This window comes from Caballeronia sp. dw_276 (assembly GCF_018449635.1).
Lineage (GTDB): Bacteria > Pseudomonadota > Gammaproteobacteria > Burkholderiales > Burkholderiaceae > Caballeronia.
This window is the reverse complement of record NZ_JAAVUV010000005.1, coordinates 145,206-168,389: the sequence shown is the minus strand read 5'-3', so window position 1 is coordinate 168,389 and position 23,184 is coordinate 145,206. Positions and strand designations below refer to the sequence as shown.

General features: G+C 62.1%; 17 protein-coding genes. 15 read left to right on the top strand and 2 right to left on the bottom strand.

The genetic code is table 11. The annotated features are described in order from the left end of the window. The first annotated feature begins 3 nt into the window (after positions 1–3). The 6 genes from ligD to HB633_RS12110 all read left to right on the top strand — a co-directional run bounded on the left by ligD (position 4) and on the right by HB633_RS12110 (position 9,032). Positions 4–2,838: a DNA ligase D gene (gene ligD / locus HB633_RS12135; protein WP_213778357.1), complete on the top strand. Its 2,835-nt coding sequence runs from the start codon at positions 4–6 to the stop codon at positions 2,836–2,838. Between the two features lie 20 nt (positions 2,839–2,858). Then, on the top strand, positions 2,859–3,149 hold the full coding sequence (locus HB633_RS12130) for a hypothetical protein (protein WP_255580895.1): 291 nt from the start codon (positions 2,859–2,861) through the stop codon (positions 3,147–3,149). A gap of 319 nt (positions 3,150–3,468) precedes the next feature. Then, positions 3,469–4,068 carry a biliverdin-producing heme oxygenase gene (locus HB633_RS12125; protein ID WP_213778356.1) on the top strand — a complete coding sequence of 200 codons (600 nt, stop codon included), beginning with the start codon at positions 3,469–3,471 and terminating at the stop codon, positions 4,066–4,068. Further along, positions 4,065–6,494: an ATP-binding protein gene (locus HB633_RS12120; RefSeq protein WP_213778355.1), complete on the top strand. Its 2,430-nt coding sequence runs from the start codon at positions 4,065–4,067 to the stop codon at positions 6,492–6,494. Before HB633_RS12125 ends, HB633_RS12120 begins: the two co-directional genes overlap by 4 nt. Before the next feature lie 46 nt (positions 6,495–6,540). Further along, on the top strand, positions 6,541–7,005 hold the full coding sequence (locus HB633_RS12115) for a response regulator (RefSeq protein WP_213778354.1): 465 nt from the start codon (positions 6,541–6,543) through the stop codon (positions 7,003–7,005). Positions 7,006–7,094: 89 nt separating this feature from the next. After that, positions 7,095–9,032 carry a response regulator gene (locus tag HB633_RS12110; protein WP_213778353.1) on the top strand — a complete coding sequence of 646 codons (1,938 nt, stop codon included), beginning with the start codon at positions 7,095–7,097 and terminating at the stop codon, positions 9,030–9,032. Here the strand turns inward: HB633_RS12110 and fetB are convergent. Then, a complete protein-coding gene (gene fetB, locus HB633_RS12105) occupies positions 9,029–9,838 on the bottom strand; it encodes an iron export ABC transporter permease subunit FetB (protein ID WP_213778352.1) in 810 nt (269 codons plus the stop codon). The genes HB633_RS12110 and fetB overlap by 4 nt on opposite strands. Then, a complete protein-coding gene (locus tag HB633_RS12100; RefSeq protein WP_213778351.1) occupies positions 9,835–10,515 on the bottom strand; it encodes an ATP-binding cassette domain-containing protein in 681 nt (226 codons plus the stop codon). The genes fetB and HB633_RS12100 overlap by 4 nt, the downstream gene beginning before the upstream one ends. 149 nt (positions 10,516–10,664) lie before the next feature. On the opposite strand from HB633_RS12100, the gene HB633_RS12095 reads away from it, so the two are divergent. The 9 genes from HB633_RS12095 to HB633_RS12055 all read left to right on the top strand — a co-directional run bounded on the left by HB633_RS12095 (position 10,665) and on the right by HB633_RS12055 (position 23,043). Next, entirely contained in the window at positions 10,665–13,052 is a 2,388-nt protein-coding gene (locus HB633_RS12095; RefSeq protein WP_213778350.1) for an AsmA family protein, read from the top strand. A 183-nt stretch (positions 13,053–13,235) separates the two neighbouring features. Next, the gene (locus HB633_RS12090; protein WP_213778349.1) at positions 13,236–13,508 is read left to right on the top strand and encodes a helix-turn-helix transcriptional regulator; all 273 of its coding nucleotides are present in this window, start codon (positions 13,236–13,238) and stop codon (positions 13,506–13,508) included. After that, positions 13,505–14,764 carry a type II toxin-antitoxin system HipA family toxin gene (locus HB633_RS12085; RefSeq protein WP_213778348.1) on the top strand — a complete coding sequence of 420 codons (1,260 nt, stop codon included), beginning with the start codon at positions 13,505–13,507 and terminating at the stop codon, positions 14,762–14,764. Before HB633_RS12090 ends, HB633_RS12085 begins: the two co-directional genes overlap by 4 nt. A 571-nt stretch (positions 14,765–15,335) precedes the next feature. Continuing rightward, positions 15,336–16,964: a methyl-accepting chemotaxis protein gene (locus HB633_RS12080; RefSeq protein ID WP_213778347.1), complete on the top strand. Its 1,629-nt coding sequence runs from the start codon at positions 15,336–15,338 to the stop codon at positions 16,962–16,964. A 14-nt stretch (positions 16,965–16,978) separates the two neighbouring features. After that, positions 16,979–17,446, top strand: coding sequence for a chemotaxis protein CheW (locus HB633_RS12075; RefSeq protein WP_213778346.1), 468 nt, complete (start codon positions 16,979–16,981; stop codon positions 17,444–17,446). Beyond that, positions 17,443–18,933 carry a CheR family methyltransferase gene (locus HB633_RS12070; protein ID WP_213778345.1) on the top strand — a complete coding sequence of 497 codons (1,491 nt, stop codon included), beginning with the start codon at positions 17,443–17,445 and terminating at the stop codon, positions 18,931–18,933. Before HB633_RS12075 ends, HB633_RS12070 begins: the two co-directional genes overlap by 4 nt. After that, positions 18,926–19,666 carry a chemotaxis protein CheW gene (locus HB633_RS12065; RefSeq protein ID WP_213778344.1) on the top strand — a complete coding sequence of 247 codons (741 nt, stop codon included), beginning with the start codon at positions 18,926–18,928 and terminating at the stop codon, positions 19,664–19,666. Before HB633_RS12070 ends, HB633_RS12065 begins: the two co-directional genes overlap by 8 nt. Beyond that, positions 19,663–21,981 carry a hybrid sensor histidine kinase/response regulator gene (locus tag HB633_RS12060; RefSeq protein ID WP_213778343.1) on the top strand — a complete coding sequence of 773 codons (2,319 nt, stop codon included), beginning with the start codon at positions 19,663–19,665 and terminating at the stop codon, positions 21,979–21,981. The genes HB633_RS12065 and HB633_RS12060 overlap by 4 nt, the downstream gene beginning before the upstream one ends. A gap of 39 nt (positions 21,982–22,020) precedes the next feature. Beyond that, positions 22,021–23,043, top strand: a complete 1,023-nt coding sequence (locus HB633_RS12055; protein WP_213778342.1) for a chemotaxis response regulator protein-glutamate methylesterase — start codon at positions 22,021–22,023, stop codon at positions 23,041–23,043. Positions 23,044–23,184: the final 141 nt, after the last annotated feature.

Sequence of the window (23,184 nt, the reverse complement as noted above, 5' to 3'; positions counted from 1 at the left end):
TCGATGGCCGGAAAACTCGAAACCTATCAGCGCATGCGGCGCTTCAACCAGACGCCGGAACCTTCCGGCGATGCTGCTGAAAAAGCCAAGGCGAAGCGTGCATCGAAAAAAGCTCAGGCGAGTGCGCTGTCATTCGTCATCCAGGAACACGATGCACGCCGGCTTCACTACGACTTCCGGCTTGAGCTCGACGGCACGCTCAAGTCCTGGGCCGTGCCGAAAGGCCCGAGCCTGGACCCGATGGTCAAGCGGCTGGCCGTGCATGTGGAAGATCATCCGATAGATTACGGCTCGTTCGAGGGCGATATCCCCGAAGGCAATTACGGCGCGGGCAGCGTGATCGTGTGGGATCGCGGGACGTGGGAGCCGCAAATCGGAAGTATCGACGAAGCGCGCGCGACCTATGAAAAAGGCAAGCTCAAGTTCGTGCTTCACGGCGAAAAACTGGAGGGCGGCTGGACGCTCGTGCGCAGCCATATGCGCGGCAACAGCGACAAGGAACAGTGGCTGCTGATTAAGGAACGCGACGACGAAGCGCGTAACGAAGCCGATTACGACGTCCTGCTCAAGAAGCCCGGCAGCGTGATGAGCGATTCCCTCGGCGCGCGCACGAAGAACGGCGAAGTGCGCGAGCGGACCGAGCGAAAGAGCGCGACTAAAACAACGAAAGCGGCGCCGGCCCCGAAACGTCCGGCCGTGAAAGACAAGGGCAAGAGTCCCGAGCGGCCACGGCCGGATATCGTCGCAAACCGAAGCGGTGAATCGCTGCGCACCCTCGCCGATAACCCCGCCATCCAGGATGCCGTGAAGGCAAAGTTCCCCGCTACCATGAAGCCGCAATTGGCGACGCTCGTGGACGCACCGCCATCGAGCGATGACTGGACCTATGAGATCAAGTTCGATGGCTACCGGGTCATGGTTCGAATCGATCGCGAGGGCAAAGCCAAGTCGGCAAAAGCCGCGCAAACGCAATTTTTCACGCGCAATGGTCACGACTGGACGGACAAGTTCAGCCGTCAGGTCAAGGCGCTGGACAAGCTCGAAGTAGAGAGCGTATGGCTCGACGGCGAAGCCGTCGTGCTGGACGACAACGATCTGCCGAACTTCCAGAAACTGCAAAACGCCTTCGATGCAAATCGTCCGCAAGACATCGCCATTTATTTCTTCGATATCCCCTACCTGAACGGTTATGACCTGACAGGCGTGCCCCTTGTGCAACGCCGGGCAATTCTGCAAGCGCTGCTCGAACCACTGGACGACGACGTGCTGCGCTTTTCCGCGGACTTTGAATTCGGCGCTGACGATCTGCTGAAAAGCGCGTGCGATATGGCGCTGGAAGGGATCATCGGCAAGCGCCGGGACAGCGTTTATACGTCCGGGCGCAGCAACAGCTGGATCAAGCTGAAATGCAGGCGGCGGCAGGAGTTCGTGGTCGGCGGCTATTCGGAGCCAACGGGCAGCCGTGGCGAGTTCGGCGCGTTGCTGCTCGGCGTCTACGACACGAACGGCAAGCTGCAATATGCCGGTCGTGTTGGCAGCGGCTTCAATGCGAACACCCTGCGCGATGTCAAAAAGGAACTGGACAAGCGCGAGATTCAAAAAATGCCATTTGCGTCGGCTCCGAAAGAACGCAGCCGCACTCCGGTGCATTGGGTCAAGCCCCAGCTCGTCGCTGAATGCAACTTCGCTGAATGGACGTCCGAGCGGATCGTGCGCCAGGCATCGTTCGTAAGTTTGAGAACCGATAAACCCGCGAAGGAGATCGTAAAGGAGGAGCCAAAATCGACGAAGGAGGCCGCATTGAACGACGAAGAAGCCGCATCGAAGCCCGCAAAGAAGTCCGCAAAGTACACCGCCTCGAAGGCCGTTTTGAATCCGGAAGTCAAACCCGGGCCTGCCGCCAAGAAAACCGCCGCCAAAAAAACCGCCGCCAAAAAAACCGCCGGTACCGAGATGATCGCCGGCGTGAAGATCAGCCATCCGGACCGCGTGCTTGATCCGTCCACGGGCGCAAGCAAGCTCGACTGTGCGCTCTACTACGAAGCCGTCGCGCCCTGGATGCTGCCGCATCTGAAAGACCGACCGGTGTCGCTGGTGCGGGCGCCGGGGGATATCGGCGGGGAGCTGTTTTTTCAGAAGCACAGCGAGAAACTCACGATCCCGAACGTGAAGCAGCATCCGGGCATCGATCCTGGCCATCCCGCGCTCATCACCATTGAAACCGTCGGCGCGCTCGTCGGCGCGGCGCAGATGGGCACCATCGAAATGCATACGTGGAACGCGCTCGCGGCCAAACTGGAGAAACCCGACCGCATGGTCTTCGATCTCGATCCCGGCGAAGGACTTGGCTGGGACAGGATGAAGGAAGCGGCGCGCCTCACGCGTGAACTGCTGGAGGAACTGGGTCTCGTTTCGTTCTGCAAGACGAGCGGCGGCAAGGGCTTGCACGTCGTCGTACCGCTTACACCGCAAGCCGGCTGGGACGAAGTGAAAGGTTTCTCGCAAGCCGTCGCGCAGCACATGGCAAACGCCTTGCCGAAGTATTTTTCGGCGAAGATGGGCAAGCAAAACCGGCAGGACAAGATTTTTGTCGACTACTTGCGCAACAACCGTGGTTCCAGCACGGTTGCCGCTTATTCGTTGCGCGCCCGGCCCGGAATGGGGGCATCGGTGCCGATCGGCTGGGATGAACTCGATGCCACCACCGCCGGCGATCAATGGAACATCGGCAATCTGCACGAGCGCCTCGACGCACTCGATGCCGACCCGTGGGCCGACTACGCGAAGACGAAACAACGCATCTCCGCTGCCATGAAAAAGCGGCTCGATATCAAGTAAGTCACCGCACAGAGGTTGTTATGACGCAGCAAAGCAAGCCATCCCACGACGAAGCCACGCGCACCGGTCCAACGGACGAAGGCCGCGAACTCGAAAGCAGGCACGACGCCGATACGACGGCGCCCCTGCCGCATGAAACCGATGAAAGTCCCGCCTTGCAGGACGACGGCGAGCCGCGCAAGGTCGGCGAACAGGCGCACGAAGACCTGGAGCGCGGCCTGGAAGATACGGATCGCCGTGGCGGCGCGGACTACCAGGAGCGCACCCAGACCGATGAGCACGCGAACACGAACAGCGTGCGCAAACCCTGACCGGCGACACATTGCAAATGCTGCCCGTGGTCAATAAAGCGCCTCTTGCGTAGAATGGGCGCGCGGTATCGAAAATTGGCGCGACGGCCCGTGAGCCAAGCTGGTAAAGGCGCTCGCGGAAGTTCGCTACAGTTATTCCTACCTTTTTTGCGGTTGCGAAACTCTGGCAGAGGTAATCCTTGCCGATTTTTTCGCAGACGCAAACCGATTCTGCATTTGCGCCGAGGTGTCCGCTGCCAGGCAGCGTGTCTCTCGTGCATCGTCGCAACGCGGCGTAGGCCAATGCGCCGCAAACCCGTGTGAAAACCATGAACGGACCATGCAATACGATCTCCTGTCCCTTCTGAAAACCGCAACTGCCGAAAGTCATACGCGGCTTGAAAATGAGCTGGACCTGATGCGCGCCGAGTGGCCGCGCGAAGAATACGTCGCGTTGCTCGATGGCTTTTACGGTTACGTCGCGCCGTGGGAAGAGGCGGCGGCGCATTCCGTGCCGGCGCATCTGCGCTCGTTTTTCGAAGCACGCCGGAAGGCGGCGCTCCTCGAAGCCGACTTGACGTTTCTCACCGGTGACGCAACGCGTGCCCAGGCAGCGCCTAGAGCAAACCATTTGCCTTCGATGAACACCATTGGGCGTGTGTTCGGCTCCATGTATGTCATGGAAGGCTCGACGCTCGGCGGACGTTTCATCGCGCCGCATGTTGCAAGATTGTTCGATCTCGAGACGGGCTTGGGCAATGCGTATTTCGATGGTTACGGTCCGCGCACCGGCAGCATGTGGAATGCATTTCGCGAGACGGCAAGTGTCGAAGTGCCACGCGACCAATACGACGTTGCGGTCGAAGCAGCAGTTGCCACATTTGACGGCCTGCACGACTGGCTGGGTGCGGTTCGCGCGGATTCCGGGGCAACGGCATGAGCAGCGGGTCCGAGCCAACGCCAAACACGAGCGCGACAGCGCGCGTCACGGACAGCGACATCTCGTACTCTTCATCGTTGCCCGACATGAAGGCTCGCCAGGTCACACTCGCAGCGGGCGCCGCCAACGCGCAATGCGACGCCGAGCCCATTCATATCCCCGGGGGCATCCAGCCTCACGGCTATCTGCTGTGCCTGTCCGACACGCTGACCATTCTCCAGGCGAGTGAAAACCTTGCGGCGCTCGCGGGCCCTGTTGAACAATTGCTGGGCCAACCGGTCGACGTCCTTCTCGGCGCGGCTGCAGCAGCGCAGATCGCGCACGCCGTGGCGAGCACGGAGCTTGACGCGGCGCCGCTATATATCGGCGTGGCTGAGAACGTGCTGTACCGTTCAGGGACGACGCAGGAACGCCCGATTGCATCCGTCGATGGACCCGAGTTCGATGTCACCATCCACCGGCATGACGGCAATCTGATCGTCGAGCTGGAAATCGCGCGGCATTCGAGCGCGGATGTATTTGCATCGATGTATCCGCTCGTGCGTACCTTCACGCGCAGCCTGCAGGACGTGGAGACAGTGAGCGAGCTGGCAGAACTCGCCGTGCTCGAAGTCCGCCGCATGACCGGATTCGGCCGCGTGCTTCTCTACAATTTCGACGAAGAAGGCCGCAGTCACGTGCTCGCCGAGCACAAGGACGACAGCTACGTATCGTTTCTGAACCAGACGTTCCCCGCTTCCGATATCCCCCGCCAGGCACGCGCGCTATACGTAAAGCAGCGGGTGCGCCTGGTTGCGGACGTCGATGCGAAGCCCGCGCGGATCATTCCGCCGCTCAGTCCCGTCACCGGCCGCCCCCCGGACCTGACTTATGCGTCGCTGCGCAGCTTCTCCCCGATACACCTCGAATACATGCGCAACATGGGCACGTTTGCGTCCATGTCGGTGTCGCTCGTCGTGCGCGGCAAGCTCTGGGGCCTGATTTCCTGCCACGATCACGACGCGCAACTCGTACCCTTCGAAGTGCGCATGGCGATCGAGCATCTCGGGCAACTCCTGTCGCTGCAGATCGAGGCGAAGGAAGAACGGGCCGAGGCCGACTACATGCTGAGCTTGCGCAGCACGATGTCGCGATTGATCGCAAGACTTTCGGAACACGATGATTATCGCGAGGCGCTCGAATCGGCGCCCGATGACCTGCTGTGTTTTGCCGGCTCGCGGGGCGCGGCGATCGTTGCGGACGGCAAGGTGTCGCTCGTAGGCTCCACGCCTGATGCCGAGACTGTGCTCGCACTTGCCCAATGGCTCGAATCGAGCACGAAGGGGGTCTATGCAACCGACGCGTTGGCCGAGGAATGGCCGCGCGCGTCCCGTCACATCAACACCGCGAGCGGCATTCTCGCCGTGCCCATCTCGCAGATTTTCCGCAATTACGTGATCTGGTTCCGCCCGGAAACCGCGCGCACGATCAAGTGGGCCGGGGAGCCGGTCAAACGGGTATCGAGTCAGGATGGCAGCGTCGCGCCGCGCAAGGACTTTGCTCCGTGGCTCGAAATCGTGCGCAACCGGTCGCTGCGCTGGCGGCCCGTGGAACTCGAAATAGCGGCTGAATTCCGTGCATCGATGCTCAACATCGTGCTGCGCCGCGCTGAAGAGCTGGCGGAGCTCGCGAGCGAATTGCGCCGCGCGAACAAGGAACTCGAAGCGTTTTCGTATTCGGTGTCGCACGATCTGCGCGCGCCGTTGCGTCACATTGCCGGATATGGCGACCTGCTGCGCGAGACCGACGGCGACATGCTTTCGGAGCGCAGCAAACGCTTTCTCACCAACATGCTGGAATCGGCGCGGCTTGCGGGCGTGCTCGTCGACGATTTGCTGACGTTCTCGCAGATGGGCCGCGCTGCATTGCGCCCGGTACAGGTCGACCTCAACCAGCTTGTGCAGTCGGTGATGCAGGAATTCAGCCCGGAAACCGCGAACCGGAAAGTCGAATGGATCATTCCGGACTTGCCGCATGTCACTGGCGACCCCGCGTTCCTGCAAATTGCGCTGCGCAATCTGTTCTCGAACGCAGTGAAATACACGCGTACGCGGGAATCGGCGAAAATCGAGCTGTCGGTCAATTCAACGGCCGATGAATACATCGTCAGCGTGCGGGATAATGGTGTCGGTTTCAACATGAAGTACGTGAACAAGCTGTTCGGGGTGTTCCAGCGCTTGCATCGCGCGGAAGAGTTCGATGGCACCGGCATCGGGCTTGCCAATGTGCGCCGGATCATCGAGCGGCACGACGGCCGGACATGGGCCGAAGGGCGCGAAGGTGAAGGCGCCGCGTTCCATTTCTCGCTGCCCAAGGTGTTCAGGACGGATTCGGCGAACGTGGACAGCAAGTTTCGTAAGCCTCGCGCGGCGCCATCGTCCAGTTGAATGTGCCTACTAAGGCGCAAGCTCAAAACCAGTCAAATACCAGACCATGCTGAAACCCATTTTGCTTGTGGAAGACGATCCCAGCGATCTCGAACTGACGCTCGTCGCGCTCGATAGAAGCCAGCTCGCCAACGAGGTGATCGTGGCGCGCGACGGCCAGGAAGCGATCGATTACCTGCGTTGCGAGGGTGAATGGAGCACGCGCAACCCTGGAAATCCAGCGGTCATCCTGCTCGACCTGAAGCTGCCGAAAATCGATGGACTCGAAGTGCTCGAAACCATTCGCACGAGCGAAACGCTGAAGGCGATTCCCGTGGTCATGCTGACGTCGTCGCGCGAGGAACAGGACCTCGTGCGCAGTTACGCGCTCGGCGTGAACGCCTACGTGGTGAAGCCGGTCGAGTTCAACGAGTTCGTGGAAGCCATCGCCGATCTGGGCGTGTTCTGGGCCGTGCTGAACGAACCGCCGCCTGGCTCCATGCGGGTACGCCGTCAACCGGTTTCAGAATGAAACTTTCGCAAAAGCGCCCGTTGAAACACATCAACAACATAGTCCGCCTGGCGCCTTGCTGCGCGCGCCGGTTTGCCTGAGCCCAGACCATGCAGCCTTTGCACCTGCTTCTCGTAGAAGACAACGCGCTCGACGCGGAGCTGACCCTGAGCCAGTTGGAGCGCGCCGACTACAAGGTCGACGTGCAGATTGTCTATACCGAACAGGACTTCATCGCCGCGCTTGCGACTACCACTTTCGATGTGATCCTTGCCGACTTCGTCATGCCGGTTTTCTCCGGCGTCGAAGCGCTCGCAATCGCGCGTGAACGCGCGCCGCATACGCCGTTCATCTTCGTCTCGGGTGTGCTCGGCGAGGAACACGCGGTGGACATGCTCAAGCGCGGCGCCACCGACTACGTGCTCAAGCAGCGCCTGCAGCGCCTGCCCGCAGTGGTTCGCCGCGCGCTGACGGAAAGCACCGAGCGACAGCAGCGTATAGCCGTCGAACGTGCGTTGCGGGAGACGGAGACGCACTTCCGGCTGCTCGTCGATGCATTGAAGGATTACGCCGTCATCACGCTCGACCAGGAAGGCCGGATCCGGACGTGGAACGCGGCATCGGAACGTATTCTGGGCTTTGCGGCGCATGACGTGGTCGGGCGCTCGGCCGAAGTGTTTTACGGCCAGGAAGATCGCGACGCCGATGTTTTCGCCAAGGAACTGGCGACCGCGCGTGCCGAAGGCAGCGGCAGCGCCGACCGATGGTTATGGCGCAAGGACGGACGCTCGTTCTTCGCGTCGGGTGTGACCACCGCGATTCGCACGGATACCGGCGACCTGATCGGCTATTCGACGATCATCCGCGATGTCACCGAAGAACACATGGCTGCCGACGCCTTGCGCGTCGCAAAGGAGCAGGCCGAGACGGCCAACCGCGCGAAGGATCACTTCCTGGCCGTGTTGTCGCATGAATTGCGCACGCCGCTGACGCCCATCGTGGCGGCCGTCCGGCTGCTCGAAATGCGGCATGCGCTGCCTCCTGAAGCGCAGCCCACGCTCGAACTGATCCGGCGCAATGTGGAACTGGAAGCGCGTTTGATCGACGACCTGCTTGATCTGACCAGCATCGCGCGCGGCAAGCTTTCGCTTAATTTCGCGAACGTGGTGCTGGAGACGCTGATGTCGAGCGCGCTCGATATGTCCGAGTCGGATCTGCGCGGCAAGGGCCTGACGCTGGAAACAACCTTGGGCGCAAGCTCGACGCTGGTTTTCGGCGATGCCGCCCGTTTGCAGCAGATCGTCTGGAACCTGATGAAGAACGCGGTGAAGTTCACGCCGGCGGGCGGACGTATCGCGGTGCGGATGTGGAATCCGGATACATCGACCATTGCGATTTCGGTGACGGACAGCGGCATCGGCATCAGCGCCGAGGCGTTGCCGCGTATTTTCTCCGCCTTCGAACAAGCCGACGATTCCATCACGCGCGCGTTCGGCGGCCTGGGACTGGGACTGGCCATTGCCAGCACGCTGGCGTTGAAGCACGGCGGCACGCTCACAGCCCAAAGCGACGGACGCGACAAGGGCGCACGCTTCACTCTGACGTTGCCGCTCGTCAAGGCGGGCGCCGAAGACGAGGCGTCGCCGAGCGCCGCTCAGCATCCCGATGAAATCGTGCGCTCGCTGAAGGTGCTGCTGGTCGAGGACAACGAATACACGTCGTCAGCCATGGCGCAGGTTCTGGAAGTGCTCGGGCATCAGGTCGCCGTCGCGACGACCGTGGCCGAAGCGTTGTCGTTCGCCAGATCCGACGTATTTGATCTGCTTGTCAGCGATATCGGTTTGCCCGACGGCAGCGGGCTCGACGTGGCGCGCGCCTGGACCGAGTTGCAGCCGGGCAAGCCATCGGTTGCGATCACGGGTTACGGCATGGATGAAGATATCCGCCGGTGCCGCGAAGCCGGTTTTCTCGATCACCTGACCAAGCCGGTGAATTTCGCGCGGCTCGAGGCGCTGATTCATACCTTCGCGGGACGGCCCGGCGCTTAGCTGCGTCTGGTGTTCCTTTCGACCAGTTTCGATGCCATGAACCGGTGCTCTGCCGAAAACAGTCGTCGATAAGTCATCAACACCGCGCCTACGGTCCCCAGCGCGGAAGACGCCGCGATAAAAAACATGATCACGATCTGGTACCGGACCGCCTGCAACGGCGATTGTCCGGCCAGGACCTGTCCCGTCATCATCCCCGGCAGACTCACGAGCCCGACCACGGTCATCTGGTTCAACGTCGGGATCATGCCCGCGCGCACCGCTTGCCGCGCCGGACCTTGCGCCGCTTCCCAGCGCGTGGCGCCCAGCGCAAGCGACATCTCCACCGCGCCGCGTCCGGCCGTGAGTTCTTCCGTCATCCGTTCGATACCAAGTGATACGCCCGTCAGCGTATTGCCGAGAATCATCCCGAGAATCGGAATGGCGTATTGCGGCTCGTACCACGGATGAATCCGGATCACGACGAACAATCCCACCGCGGCCACGAGCCACGAACTCACCCAGATCGACACGATGCTGTCCGCGCGCTGCCCGGAATACGTGCGCCGTCCACGATTCGATGCCGACAGCCCCGCGATCAGCGTCATCAAGGCCATCAGCGGCAGCACGACGTACCATCGCGCAAACTGGAACACCCAGCCGAGCACATAGCCGATCGCCAGCAGTTGCACGATGGTTCGCACCGCCGCCCACGCCAGCTTGCGTTCGAGATCGAGCTTGAGCATCACCGACAACACGCCGTTCACCACGATCAGCGCCGCCGCGATCCCGATATCGAAAAGACTCAGCGCCTGGTAGCCGCTCATGCCAGCACCCCGGCCGTCATGACGAGCTGACGCTCGCCCACGCGTTGCGCCTGAGCGGGATCGTGCGATACCCAGATGCTCGCGCGTTCGCCCCGGCCGCCGGCAAACCACGCGTCGACCAGCGCTTCGATCTCCAGCGCCGACGCGGGGTCGAGCGAAGCCGTGGGTTCATCGAGGAGAAGGATGTCGGGGTCGACCTGCAGCACGCGGATCAGCGCGGCGATCTGTGCTTCGCCGCCAGATAAATCGCTCGCGCGTTTATCGAGGAAACCGGCTTCGCGGCCGGCGCGGTTCGCAAGCTCGACCACACGCGCACGGTCGAAGCGCACATCACGATAGACCTTCAGCGAGAACGGATAACGCAAGTTGTCTTCGACACTGCCATCTAGCATGGCGGGCCGTTGCGCGATGTACGCCACGCGGCGTCTATAAGACGGAATGGCGCCGCGCGCGATCGGCTGGCCACGCCACTGGATCGTGCCGTCATCGACTGGATCGAGCAGCGCCAATGCGCGCAGGAAAACGCTTTTGCCTGATCCCGATGGTCCCGTGATCACTACGCGGTCTCCGGCCGCTATCCCGAAACTGGCCGGATGAAGGAGGGTAATGTCGCGCACGGGATCGCGGCGTGTGAGCGCGATGGCGCGAAGCATCGGCGTATCTGCTTGTGTGGACATTCGCGTGGCGTTGGGGATTGTTATTTGAGCGCAATCATAAAGCACGAGACTTAGCGCAGACTTGCAGAACTGCCATGATGCCCCGCGCCAACACGCCGGGCACGCGACGTGCTGACCCCGTTATTCAAGAGAAAAACGAGGATGCCACGATGGCAATTGGCCGGAAAATCGGAAAAATAGTCGGTTGGATCGTTGCGGTTCTGATCGTGGTGATCGCCGTGCTCGTGATCGTGTTCCTGACCTTCGACTGGAATCGCGCGCGACCGTGGATCGATGACAAGGTCTCGCAGGCGATCGGCCGGGAGTTCCAGATTACCGGCGATCTGAAAGTGGGCTGGCAACGCCCGCCAAACGAAACCGGCTGGCGCCGATGGGTTCCGTGGCCCCGTTTTTCAGCCGAAAAAATCACCGTCGCCAATCCGGACTGGACCAAGCAAAAGTATTTCGCCACCCTCGACGAGATCGACTTCCAGGTCGAGATCCTGCCGCTGCTTGCGCGCAATATCGTGATTCCATCGATCAATCTGGTGAACCCGTCGGTCGATCTCGAACGCCTGAAAGATAACCGCAACAACTGGACGTTCAAGTTCAAGCAATCCACGGAACCATCGACGTGGAACTTGCAGTTGCATGACATCGCGCTAAATAAAGGCAATATCGCTTACGCCGATGAAATCACGAAAGCCGACATGCAGGCGGTCGTGAATACGCTGGGGCAGATGGTTCCTATCGGCGACGTGATGAAGCAGCAGGAAGCGGCATCGCAGAAATCGTCGGCGGAGCAGGTCGGCAAGAGCGGGGCGAGCAAGCTCAACCAGCAAGTCGACAAAGCAGCGGCTTCGGAAGCGGCGGCGGCATCGGCGGCTTCTGCAGCGGCCGCGGCGAACGCAAGCGCGCCCAATCCGGCGAGCGTTTCCGCCAACAACAGCATCACGACCAAGAACGCGCCGAAACCGCCCGTGCCCCCTTATGGCATCGGCTGGTCGGTGAAGGGCAAGTACAACAACGTGGCTGTTTCCGGCGACGGCAAAGTGGGCGGCGTGTTTGCGTTGCAGGACGCCATGCGGCCGTTCCCGGTACAGGCGGATGTTCGTATCGGCGATACGCATATTGCGTTTGTTGGGACGGTGACTGACCCGGCGCATCTGGCCGCGCTCGATCTGCGCCTGTGGCTGCAGGGCGTGAGCCTGGATCATCTGTATCCGATTGTCGGCGTGACACTGCCGACTACGCCGCCGTACGCCACTGAAGGACGGCTTGTCGGCCAGTTCCGCGAGGAAGGGAACGTCTTCAAGTACGAGAACTTCACCGGTCGTGTGGGCGGCAGCGACCTGAACGGTTCGCTGACGTTCGTGGGGCGCAAGCCGCGGCCGTTGCTGTCGGGCGAACTTGTATCGAATCTGCTGCAGTTTTCGGATCTCGCGCCGATCGTCGGCGCCGATTCCAATGCAAGCAAAGCCAAGCGCGGCGAAACGGAGAAACAGCCTTCGGCAAGAGCGTTGCCAACTGAAGAGTTCAAGACTGATCGATGGAAGGCCGTCGACGCCGACGTAAAGTTCACCGGCCGCAAGATCGTCAAGGACCCGGCGTTGCCGATCTCGGACCTCTACACGCACGTTGTGATGAAGGATGGCGTGCTCTCGTTCGAGCCGCTGAAGTTCGGTGTCGCGGGCGGTACATTGTCGTCAGACATTCACCTCGATGGCAGTACTGCACCGCTGAAGGGCCGGTTCTCGACTTCGGCACGGCATCTCAAACTCAAGCAACTCCTGCCGACCGTCAAGACGATGCAATCCGCCTTGGGCGAGGTGAACGGCGATGCCGCGTTGTCCGCAACCGGCAATTCTCCGGCCGCGCTCGCCGGCACGATGAATGGCGAAGTGAAAACGCTCATCACCGATGGCACCGTCAGCCGTCTGTATATGGAAGCGGCGGGTCTGAACGTAGCCAACGCGGTGTACGAAAAGCTGTTCGGCAAGCGCGACGTGAAGATCAACTGCGCCGCCGCCGATTTCGTGGCGACCAACGGCGTGCTCGAGTCACGCGTGTTCGCCCTCGATACCGACGACGCCGTCATTAACATGGACGGGACCATCAACCTCAAGACCGAGGAGATGAATCTGGGCATCCATCCGCACACGAAAGGGTTCCGGGTGTTTTCTCTGCGCTCCCCGCTGTATGTGAAGGGTACGTTCAAGGACCCGCACGTGGGCGTTGATGCGGGTGCGCTGGCGGCGCGCGGCGCAGCGGCGGTCGGGCTCGGACTGTTGAATCCGTTTGCCGCGCTGATTCCCTTGATTGCGCCGAGCAACAACCAGCCGCTGCCGTGTACGCAGATGCTGGCGGACATGCGTCAGGCGCCGTCGGCGCCACCGCCCGGGCAGAAGCAGAAGGCGAAGGGCGCGCCGGGATATATGGAGCCCGGGGTGTCGAATCCGGCGGCCGCCTCGGCTCCGACGGCCGCGAAGGCCAAGAGCGGCAAGCCGCAGCCGGTTGCGCCGACGCCGGCCAGCGCGGCGGCGTATCGGGGGAGTTGATTCGAAGCAGTTTGTCGGAGTCTATAAGCGGCAAGTGCGCATTAAAGTGCGCATTTTCCGCTTTTTTGTTTTAAACGCGCAAAATAACGCTCAGAGCACTGCGGATATTCTTGCGTCATAAGAAAGCCGATAAAATGCGTAGAATCTTGCTCAAAAATATAATAAAGCCTATATTTGAGCATTATGACGCGCAAAAAACCCGACCTTATCAGTAACACAGAGCGAGTGGCTGCCGAACTTCGTGCGCTTCGACGCGAGCTCCGCATGAATCAGCAGGCCCTTGCGGACCGTGCGGGCGTGTCCCGGCGCACGATCACGAACGCAGAAACCGCGCAGAACGTCGGGCTGCATGAATTCTGCAGAATGGCGAACGCGCTGGGTTACAACCTGACCTTGCGTCCGAAAGACACCGTGGTCTACGAGGATCTCGATTTCTTTTTCCGGGAGGAGGAATGAGCGCGCCTGCGCAAGCTTTCGACATCGAAAAGCTCTTCAATAGCATCCGTCAACTCGATGTCCATACGCCGCAAGGCGTCGCCGGATTGCTGGCGAAGGAGAGCACGTTTGTGTTCAATTACGCCGATGTCGCGGCGAGTGCCGCCGTCTCGCTGACCATGCCGGTTCGCCGCAAAAGCTATAGCAGCGGCGCGTTGATGAATGTCTTCGCGATGAACCGGCCGGAAGGGTACTTGCGCTACATCATCGAAGAACGGCTGGCTCGTTTCGGCACGCCGAGTGACATGTTCCTGCTGTTTCTCGCCGGCCGGAACCAGATTGGACGGCTGACCTATGCGCTGCGCGGAGAGGCGGTGCCGGAAGGCGAGGGCGAGCGGCTGGACGAATTGCTGTCTTCGCCATCGGGGCAACTGTTCGAGCGGCTCGTGAGCAAATATGCACTCGGCTCGGGCATCTCGGGCGTGCAGCCGAAGACGGTCGTACCGCTTGTTCCAACGGGGCCCGAGCCTGCCAACATCGATTCCCATGCGACGTTGCCGCTCAAGACGGTGATCGTGAAGTCGGAGGGAGACGACTATCCGGGCATCGCGCGCAACGAGTACTTGTGCATGTCGGTGGCGCGGGAAGCGGGCTTCGAGGTGCCTGATTTCTGGCTGTCCGACGATGGTTTGCTCTTTGTCATGGCCCGCTTCGACCGCACGCCCGAGGGCGAGGCGCTCGGGTTCGAAGACATGAGCGTGCTGACCGGCAACGAAAAATATCGCGGCAGTTACGAGATGATCGCGCGCGCCGTCGAGGTCTACACGGGCGTGGATTTTCGCGCGCAAGCAATCCGGCTGTTCGAGCGCGTGGCGCTGTCGTGCTTTCTTCGCGACGGGGACGCACATATGAAAAACATCGGCATCCTGTATTCCGATCCGACCGGACCCCGCCGGCTCTCACCTATTTACGACGTGGTCTGCACGGGCATCTACCCGTCGCTCGATGGCCGCATGGCGTTGAATCTGAACAAGTCCAAGGTGTTTCCCGTGTCCGAACAGCTCGTGGCGTACGGCGAGCGACTGGGCCTGAAACGCGGGCAGGCCGAAGCCGTGCTGCTGCGCATTGACGCGGCATTCGACGCCGTCGCCGACCGGCTTTCCGCCGACGCACGATACCAAGCCGACGATCTGCTTTCCCGCATTCGCGGGGAGGTTCGTCGCACGGGTCCGCTGCCGGTCACGAAGCCGAAGCGTCCGGCCGGCGGTCTTCGCTGAACGCAGGCCGTTGCACCGGAAAGAGCATTCCGAGTCATGCCCATTAATTCGTGCTGCAACAGCAAGTTAGGTTTCAAATCCCGTACTTATCAACAAGCCTGCTCACAATTTCTGGGGATAAGTTGCACGTTGTTTGATGTGCTCCTCCAGCACCGTCATCGTGTGTCAAAACGAATCGGCAGACTCTTTCCCAACACAATCAACCGCTTGCGGACATTAGCTCATGCTTGTCCACAGGGCCATCAACAGATTGTGTGCACAACTTCTTGAACTGCCAATCCGCTTCGACCACTTTGAAGCGATGCATGAAAACCGTTTGCGATCAATGTCCTCCGGCGTTTGTCAGAACGTTGTCAACAGGGTGGTCCCCAATTTCTGTGCATAAGTTTTGTCGAGCATACGGAAGTAATTTTTGCTGCAAAAAAACTGCATTTCGACGTTGGTAGCAGATAACCGACAAATCCCCGTATCAATCCGCAAGTTATTTTGTTTTCCGTCTTAAAATTGCGCCGGCGTTCCACGTCCGTTGCCTTTGTGCGCGCGTCCCACCCATTACTGAAAAGGTTCATGCGTGAAGCAGTTGACCATTCGAAATCGAATCCTTGCGAGCTTTGGCGTGATCCTGGCGTTGATGCTGGTGATGGCAGTGGTGTCATACGCGTTGTTCAGCGACATCGATCGCGACGCGCACAGCCAGGAAGCCGATTCCTCGCCGGGCGTGTATCTCGCGACGACGATCCGCGCGTCCTGGTTCGAGAACTACACGGTGACGCAGCGCCTGATTTATATCGATACCGAGCCAGACCAGATCAGGCGCGACACGCAGCGTGCGGCGGAAACGAAGGAATCGCTCGACAAGTTGATGGACAAATACGCGGCCACGATTTTCGACGACGACGATCGCCGGATCTTCAACGATTTCAAGCAGCAACGCACGCTTTATGCGCCGGTCCAGGCGCAGATCCTGACGGACCTGGCGACATCGAAGGCCACGGCCGCGACGGCGTTCAATACGCAACTCACGCCGATCTGGGAAGCAGGCCGGACTGCCATCCGCGAACTGGTCGAGTTGAACAACGCGCAGCAGATCAAGTCGGCGCAGAGCATCCGGCAATCGGTCACGAAAGCCGAGATCACGTTGCTGGTCGTGCTGCTCGTGACGTTCGTCGTGGCGGCCTGGGCGGGTTTCCTGCTGCTCAGGGCCATCACCATCCCGATGCAGCGTCTGGTCGAAGTCGTCGACGCAATGCGTACCGGCGATCTTTCACAGCGCCTGCAGCTCGATCGCGGCGACGAGTTCGGCACGCTCGGCACGGGCTTCAACCGCATGACTGACGAACTGACGGGTCTGGTCGGCCAGGCGCAGAAGTCGGCGGTCCAGGTGACGACATCGGTGGCCGAGATCGCCGCGACCGCGCGCGAACAGCAAGCCACGGCGAGCGAAACGGCCGCGACGACCACGGAAATCGGCGCGACATCGCGGGAAATCTTTGCGACCTCACGCGATCTCGTTCGCACGATGAACGAAGTCTCCGGCGTCGCGGAACAGTCTGCGCAACTGGCCGGCACAGGCCAGATCGGCTTGACGCGCATGGAAGACACCATGCGTCTCGTGATGGAAGCGGCCGGCTCGGTGAACGGCAAGCTCGCGATTCTCAATGAGCGCGCGAGCAACATCAACCAGGTGGTCGCCACCATCACGAAGGTCGCCGACCAGACCAACCTGTTGTCGCTGAACGCGGCTATCGAAGCGGAGAAGGCAGGCGAATACGGGCGCGGTTTCGCGGTGGTCGCGACCGAAATCCGCCGTCTTGCGGACCAGACGGCGGTTGCGACTTTCGATATCGAACAGATGGTGAAGGAGATCCAGTCAGCGGTTGCCGCCGGCGTGATGGGCATGGACAAGTTCTCCGAGGAAGTGCGGCGCGGCATGACCGATGTCCAGCAGGTCGGCGGCCAGTTGTCGCAGATCATCATGCAGGTTCAGACGCTCGCGCCGCGCTTCGTGATGGTCAACGAAGGCATGCAGACGCAGGCGACCGGCGCCGACCAGATCACGCAGGCGCTCGCGCAGTTGTCCGAGGCAGCGCAGCAGACGGCCGAGTCGCTGCGGCAGTCGACGCAAGCCATCGACGACCTTACGCACACCGCCAACGGCCTGCGCACGGGTGTATCGCGTTTCAAGGTCGCGACGGTCTGACGACCTGGTAAATCATGCTCTTCGTCCAGTTCACCCTCGATCAAGACCGCTACGTTCTCGACAGTTCGCAGATCGAGCGCATGTTGCCGCTTGCGCCGCTCAAGATCATGCCGGGCGTACCCGCATGGGTGGCCGGTATTTTCGAGTGCGAGGGCGCGCCAGTGCCGGTCATCGATCTGGCGGCGCTCGCGCTCGGGCGCCGCTCGCATGAACGGCTGTCAACGCGGCTTGCGCTGGTGTATTACCCGCACAAGATCGGTGCGGGCGTGGAGCCGCGAAGGCTTGGAATCCTGCTGGAACGCGCGACCCGCACGCTTTCCCTCGATACGAGCGCGTTCAGTCACGCGGGTATCGAAGCAGCAGAGGCGCGCTATCTCGGGCCGCTCGCACGGGACGCGGAAGGCCTCGTGCAGTGGGTTCGCATCGAACATCTGTTGCCCGAGCAGGTCCAGGCGCAACTCTTCACCGAAAGTGCGGCATGAAGCACGGCCTCGTCGCAAGCCAAACCCGCCGCGCGCTCGATGCGCTTCACGAAAGCGTGCGCGAGCCGCTTCCCCGTGCGCAGGTCGCGCGCTTCGCGGCGTTACTGCACAGGACGATCGGGCTGGATGCGGCCTCTATCGGCGATAACGCCATCGAGCGCGCCGTCGCGGACCGGTATGCCGCATGGCGCGCTTCGAACGCGGCAACGTCGGCCAATGCGCTGAATATCGACGATTTCTGGGTTGCCGTGAACGGCGTGCCGCAGCAGTTGCAGGCGCTGATCGAGGCGGTGGTCGTGCCCGAGACCTGGTTCTTCCGCGACAGCGAGGCGTTCAACGCGCTTGTGACACTTGCACGAACGCGGCTTGCCGATCAACCGATCAAGCCGGTGCGCATTCTCAGCATGCCGTGCTCGACGGGCGAAGAGGCGTACACCATTGCCATGGCGATGCTCGACGCGGGGATTGCGCCGGAGCGTTTCTCCATCGACGCCATCGATATCAGCAATCACGCCCTCGATATCGCCCGCCAGGCGCGCTACGGCAGCAACGCGTTCCGAAGCCGTGCGCTCGGATTTCGTGACCGCCATTTCAAGCCGTCGGGCGATCACTGGCGCCTTTCGCCCGATGTCGCCGAGCGCGTGCGCTTTCGGCAGGCGAACCTGCTCACGCTCGAAACCCAGGCGTTCGAGCCGTACGATTTCGTGTTTTGCCGCAATGTCCTCATCTACTTCGATCGCGAAATGCAACGCACCGCCGTGCGCGTGCTCGACGATCTGCTTGCGCCGGGCGCGACACTGTTTGTCGGGCCGGCGGAAACCGGGCTGATGATGCGTGAAGGCATGACGTCCGCAAAACTCGCGCTGGCGTTTGCATTCCGGCGGCCCGAACACGGCCGGACATCGATCGACGATGCACGCCTGAAAGACGTGAAGACGCAGGCGTTGTATTCGGCCATCGCGAAAGCGGAAGAGGACATGGGGATTGCGGCGCGTCAAGTCGCGTCACGGGGTGCTTCGGCGAGTGCCAGTCTGGCGGCGGCGAACGCGTTTGCATCGCGTGCGGGTTCGTTGCTGGGCGGATACCAGACGAATGCGGGCCGCCCGGCGTCAGTGCCCGCCGCGAGGAGCGATCCGCAGGCACCGGCAAGCCCGGCACCCGGACATCAAGGCACGCTTTTACAAGCTCACTCGCTCGCAAACTCCGGATCGTTGCCTGAAGCCGCCGCTGCCGCGCGCGCGTATCTCGCGGCCAATCCGTCGAGCGCGGACGCGTATTACCTGCTGGGCGTCATCGCCGACGCACAGGGTGCGCAAACCGAAGCACGCGGCCACTACAAGCGCGCGCTGTATCTCGATCCTGAACATGGCGAAGCGTTGACGCATCTGGCTGCAGTGCTGGGACTGGAAGGCGATCGCACGGGCGCACAACTGCTGCTGGCACGCGCGGCGCGTGCGGGTCGCGTTTCAGGAGGACGCGATGAGTGAACTGCTGGATCTGACCCAAAGCGCCCCGATCGATGATTGCTGGAATCGTATTGGCGTGCGTGGCGACGGCTCGTGTCCGCGTCTTGCCGGCTATATCCATTGCCGCAATTGCCCGGTGCACGATGCAGCCGCCGCGCGCGTGCTCGACCGCGAGCAGGCCGTCGATACCAACGTCGAACACCCGCCGCTCCATGCGCTTACCGAGCGCGCCACCCGCGAAGCCGATACCACCTCATGGCTCGTGTTCCGTATCGGCGAAGAATGGCTCGGCCTGCCTACGGCAATCTTTCAGCAAGTCGCGCAATTGAGGCCGATCCATTCGCTGCCGCACCGGCGTCATCGTGCGGTGCTCGGCGTGGTGAACATCCGCGGGGCGTTGCTGGTCTGCGCGTCGCTTGCGCGGCTCTTCGGGATTGCATCGGAGTTTGCGCAGGACGGCCGGCGCGACGCCGCGCAGCAAGTCGTGGATGCGCGTGATCTCGCGCGCCTGCTGGTCGTCGAACCCGCGGCCGATGGCACGCCGCGGGGTGACTTTGCGAACCCGATCGTGTTTCCGGTCGATGCCGTCGATGGCGTGCATCGATTTGCCCGCGCCGATTTCCAGGAAGTGCCCGCGACGATTGCAAGCATGTCGGCTTCGCACGCTATCGCCGTGACGGCGTGGAAAGGCGTGACGGTCGGTCTGCTCGATGCCGCCAAACTATTCGAAACCCTGAACCGGAGCCTGACATGAGCGGCGCCTCGCTCGTCGACCTGTTCCGCGAGGAAGCGCGCACGCAAGCGCAGATCCTGAGCGATGGACTGCTCGCGCTCGAACGCGCGCCGCGCGATCCGGTCACGCTCGAAGCCTGCATGCGCGCCGCGCATTCGCTGAAAGGCGCGGCGCGGATCGTCGGTGTGCCGGTCGGCGTGAGCCTCGCGCACGTGATGGAGGATTGTTTCGTCGGCGCGCAGCAGGGCCGCGTGAACGTGGATGCCGCCATGATCGATGTGCTGCTGGCAGGCGTCGATCTGATCGTGCGCATTGGCCAGGCGTCCGGCGACGAAACCGTGCCCCAGGCCGATGCCGATGCGTTTGTCGACGAACTGAATGCGCGGATGAACGGTGAGCCTTCACTGAAGCACTCGGTTTCCGATGATTTTTTCGATTTATCGAAGGAATTGACGCTTGCCGCGCCGTTGCCGGAAGAGACGCCGGCGCCGGCGCCCGAACCTGCGCGCCCGCTACCCGTCTGGTCGCCCGCCGAACAACGCGAATCGACGCGCATGCTGCGCGTTCGCACCGATACCCTCGATCGCCTGCTCAGCCATTCCGGCGAATCGCTGGTCGAATCGCGCTGGCTCAAACCGTTTGCACAATCCATGCTGCGCGTGAAGCGCATCCAGCGCGACGCCAGCCGCGCGCTCGATTTCCTGCATGAATCGCTGACGGAATCGTCGCGGAGCACGCATGCTGCTTCAGCCGTCACATCGACCGCCGCACTCGATGTCCGCACGCTCGCCGCGCTCGACGAAATCCGCCGCCTCAACGCCGAAGCGCAACGTCAGCTCGGCGAACGTCTGGCCGAACTCGAAAACTACGACAGGCGCACGACGCATCTTTCGCAGCAACTCTACGACGAAGCGCTCGAATGCCGGATGCGTCCTTTCGTCGATGCCACTGGCGGTTTTGCGCGCATGGTCCGCGACATCGCGCGTTCGCTCGACAAACAGGTGCGCTTCGTGATCGCCGGTGAAGCGACCGAAGTGGACCGCGATATCCTCGACATGCTCGAAGCGCCGCTCGGCCATTTGCTGCGCAACGCCGTGGATCATGGCATCGAGGCGCCGTCGCTGCGCCGCGCACTCGGCAAGCCGCCCGAGGGCACGATCACGCTCGAAGCGCGCCACAGCGCGGGATCGCTTTTCATCAGCGTGAGCGATGACGGTGGCGGCGTCGATCTGCCCGCGCTGCGCCGGGCGATCGTGCAAAAACGTCTGTCGAATGAAGCGACGGCCGCGCGTTTATCGGAAGCGGAATTGCTCGAATTCCTGTTCCTTCCCGGCTTTTCGATGCGCGATACCGTCACCGACGTCTCCGGCCGCGGCGTCGGCCTCGACGCAGTCCACGACGTCGTGCGCCAGGTCCGTGGAACCTTGCGCGTCACGCAGGAAGAACTCGCCGGCACGCGCTTCACGATGCAATTGCCGCTCACTTTGTCCGTGATCCGCAGCCTGATCGTGGAAGTCGATGGCGAACCCTACGGCCTGCCGCTCGCGCACGTCGTGCGCACACTCGTGCTGCCGCGTGCGTCGATCGACATGCTCGAAGGCCATCAGCATTTCGAGTTCGAGGGACGGCGCCTGGGCATTGTCACGGCGCACCAGATCCTGCGCTCCGGCACGTTCAACACGGTCAGCGAGACGCTCAACGTGGTCGTGATCGGGCAGGGCGCGGCGAGTTACGGCGTGGTGGTCGACCGGTTCCTGGGTGAGCGCATGCTGGTCGTGCAACCGCTCGACAAGCGCCTCGGCAAGGTCCCGAGCATCGCGGCGGGCGCGCTGATGGAAAACGGCGATCCGCTCCTGATCGCCGATCTCGACGACTGGCTGCGCGCAGTGGAAAAACTCGTCGTCGATGGCGAACTCGGCCGCGTGTCACCGGGCACGACGCGCGCGGTCGCCACGCCGAAAAAGCGCGTCCTCGTGGTCGATGACTCGCTGACCGTGCGGGAACTCGAACGCAAGCTGCTTGCCGGCCGGGGTTACGACGTCACCATTGCCGTCGACGGCATGGACGGCTGGAACGCGGTACGCGGGGATCGTTTCGACCTGGTGATCACGGACATCGACATGCCGCGGCTCGATGGCATCGAGCTCGTGGCGCTGATCCGGCGCGATCCGCATCTGCGCGACACGCCGGTCATGATCGTGTCGTACAAGGATCGCGCGGAAGACCGGCAGCGGGGGCTCGACGCCGGCGCGGATTATTATCTGGCGAAGGGCAGTTTTCACGATCAAACCTTGCTCGATGCCGTGCGTGACCTGATCGGCGAGGCGCAGTCGTAGTAGTTCATTCATAAAAAACGAGAGACCAGGGGGCCGGCAATGAAGATCGGAATAGTGAACGACATGCCGCTTGCGGTGGAAGCCATGCGCTCGGCGCTGGCGACCCGGCATGATTTCGATGTGATCTGGGTCGCAACGGACGGTGGGCAAGCCGTGGATTACTGTGTAGCGCAGAAGCCTGATGTCGTGCTGATGGATCTCGTGATGCCGCATGTGGACGGCACGGAAGCCACGCGCCGCATCATGCGCCAGGCGCCATGCGCGATCCTGATCGTGACGGTGGACGTGGGCGCGAACGCGTGGCGCGTGTACGAGGCAATGGGGGCGGGCGCGCTCGATGCCGTCGACACGCCCGCGCTCGCCGGCCCCGATGCCAAACGAGGGATTGCTGCGTTGATTGCGAAGATTGACCAGGTCGGAGCGCGGCAGCGCGCGAAGGCGGCGGCGAATCCGTTCGACACCGCGCCGCGTATTACATCCGGCACGGATTTGCTCGCGATCGGCGCGTCGGCTGGCGGCCCTGGTGCGCTTGCCATCTTGCTCGCTGCATTGCCCGCGGATTTCACGCCCGCAACGGTGATCGTGCAACATGTGGATCAGGCGTTTGCTGTCGGCATGGCCGATTGGCTGAACGCGCAGTCGAAGTTGCCGGTACGCGTCGCCCGCGAGGGCGACCGCCCGGAGCCGGGACAGGTGCTGCTGGCCGCGACGAACGACCATCTGCATTTCGGCGCAGGTAACCGGCTTGCTTACACGGAAGACCCGGTTTCGACGCCGTACCGGCCTTCCATCGATGTATTTTTCAACAGCGTGGTTGCGCGCTGGAGCGCCAATGCGGTTGGCGTGCTCTTGACCGGAATGGGCCGCGACGGCGCCGCGGGACTGGCCGCAATGCGCGCCAAGGGGTATCACACGATCGCGCAGGACGAGGCGACGTGCGCTGTATATGGCATGCCGAAAGCGGCCGCCGCAATCAACGCGGCCGTTTCCATCCTGCCGCTTCAGAACATCGCGAACGCCGTGGTCAGCGCGTTTGCATCGTCGCGCAAGCGAGGCGTTTGAGCTCGCGCTTGAAAACCGATTGAGTATTCAGGATCACACAGGACAGTCATGGAACATCGAAACGCAGACCCGCTGGCAGAGCGCGCCCGACGTGAGTTGGAGAGCCGGGAGGGGGCGCCGGGCGGCTCCGCCGAGGACACT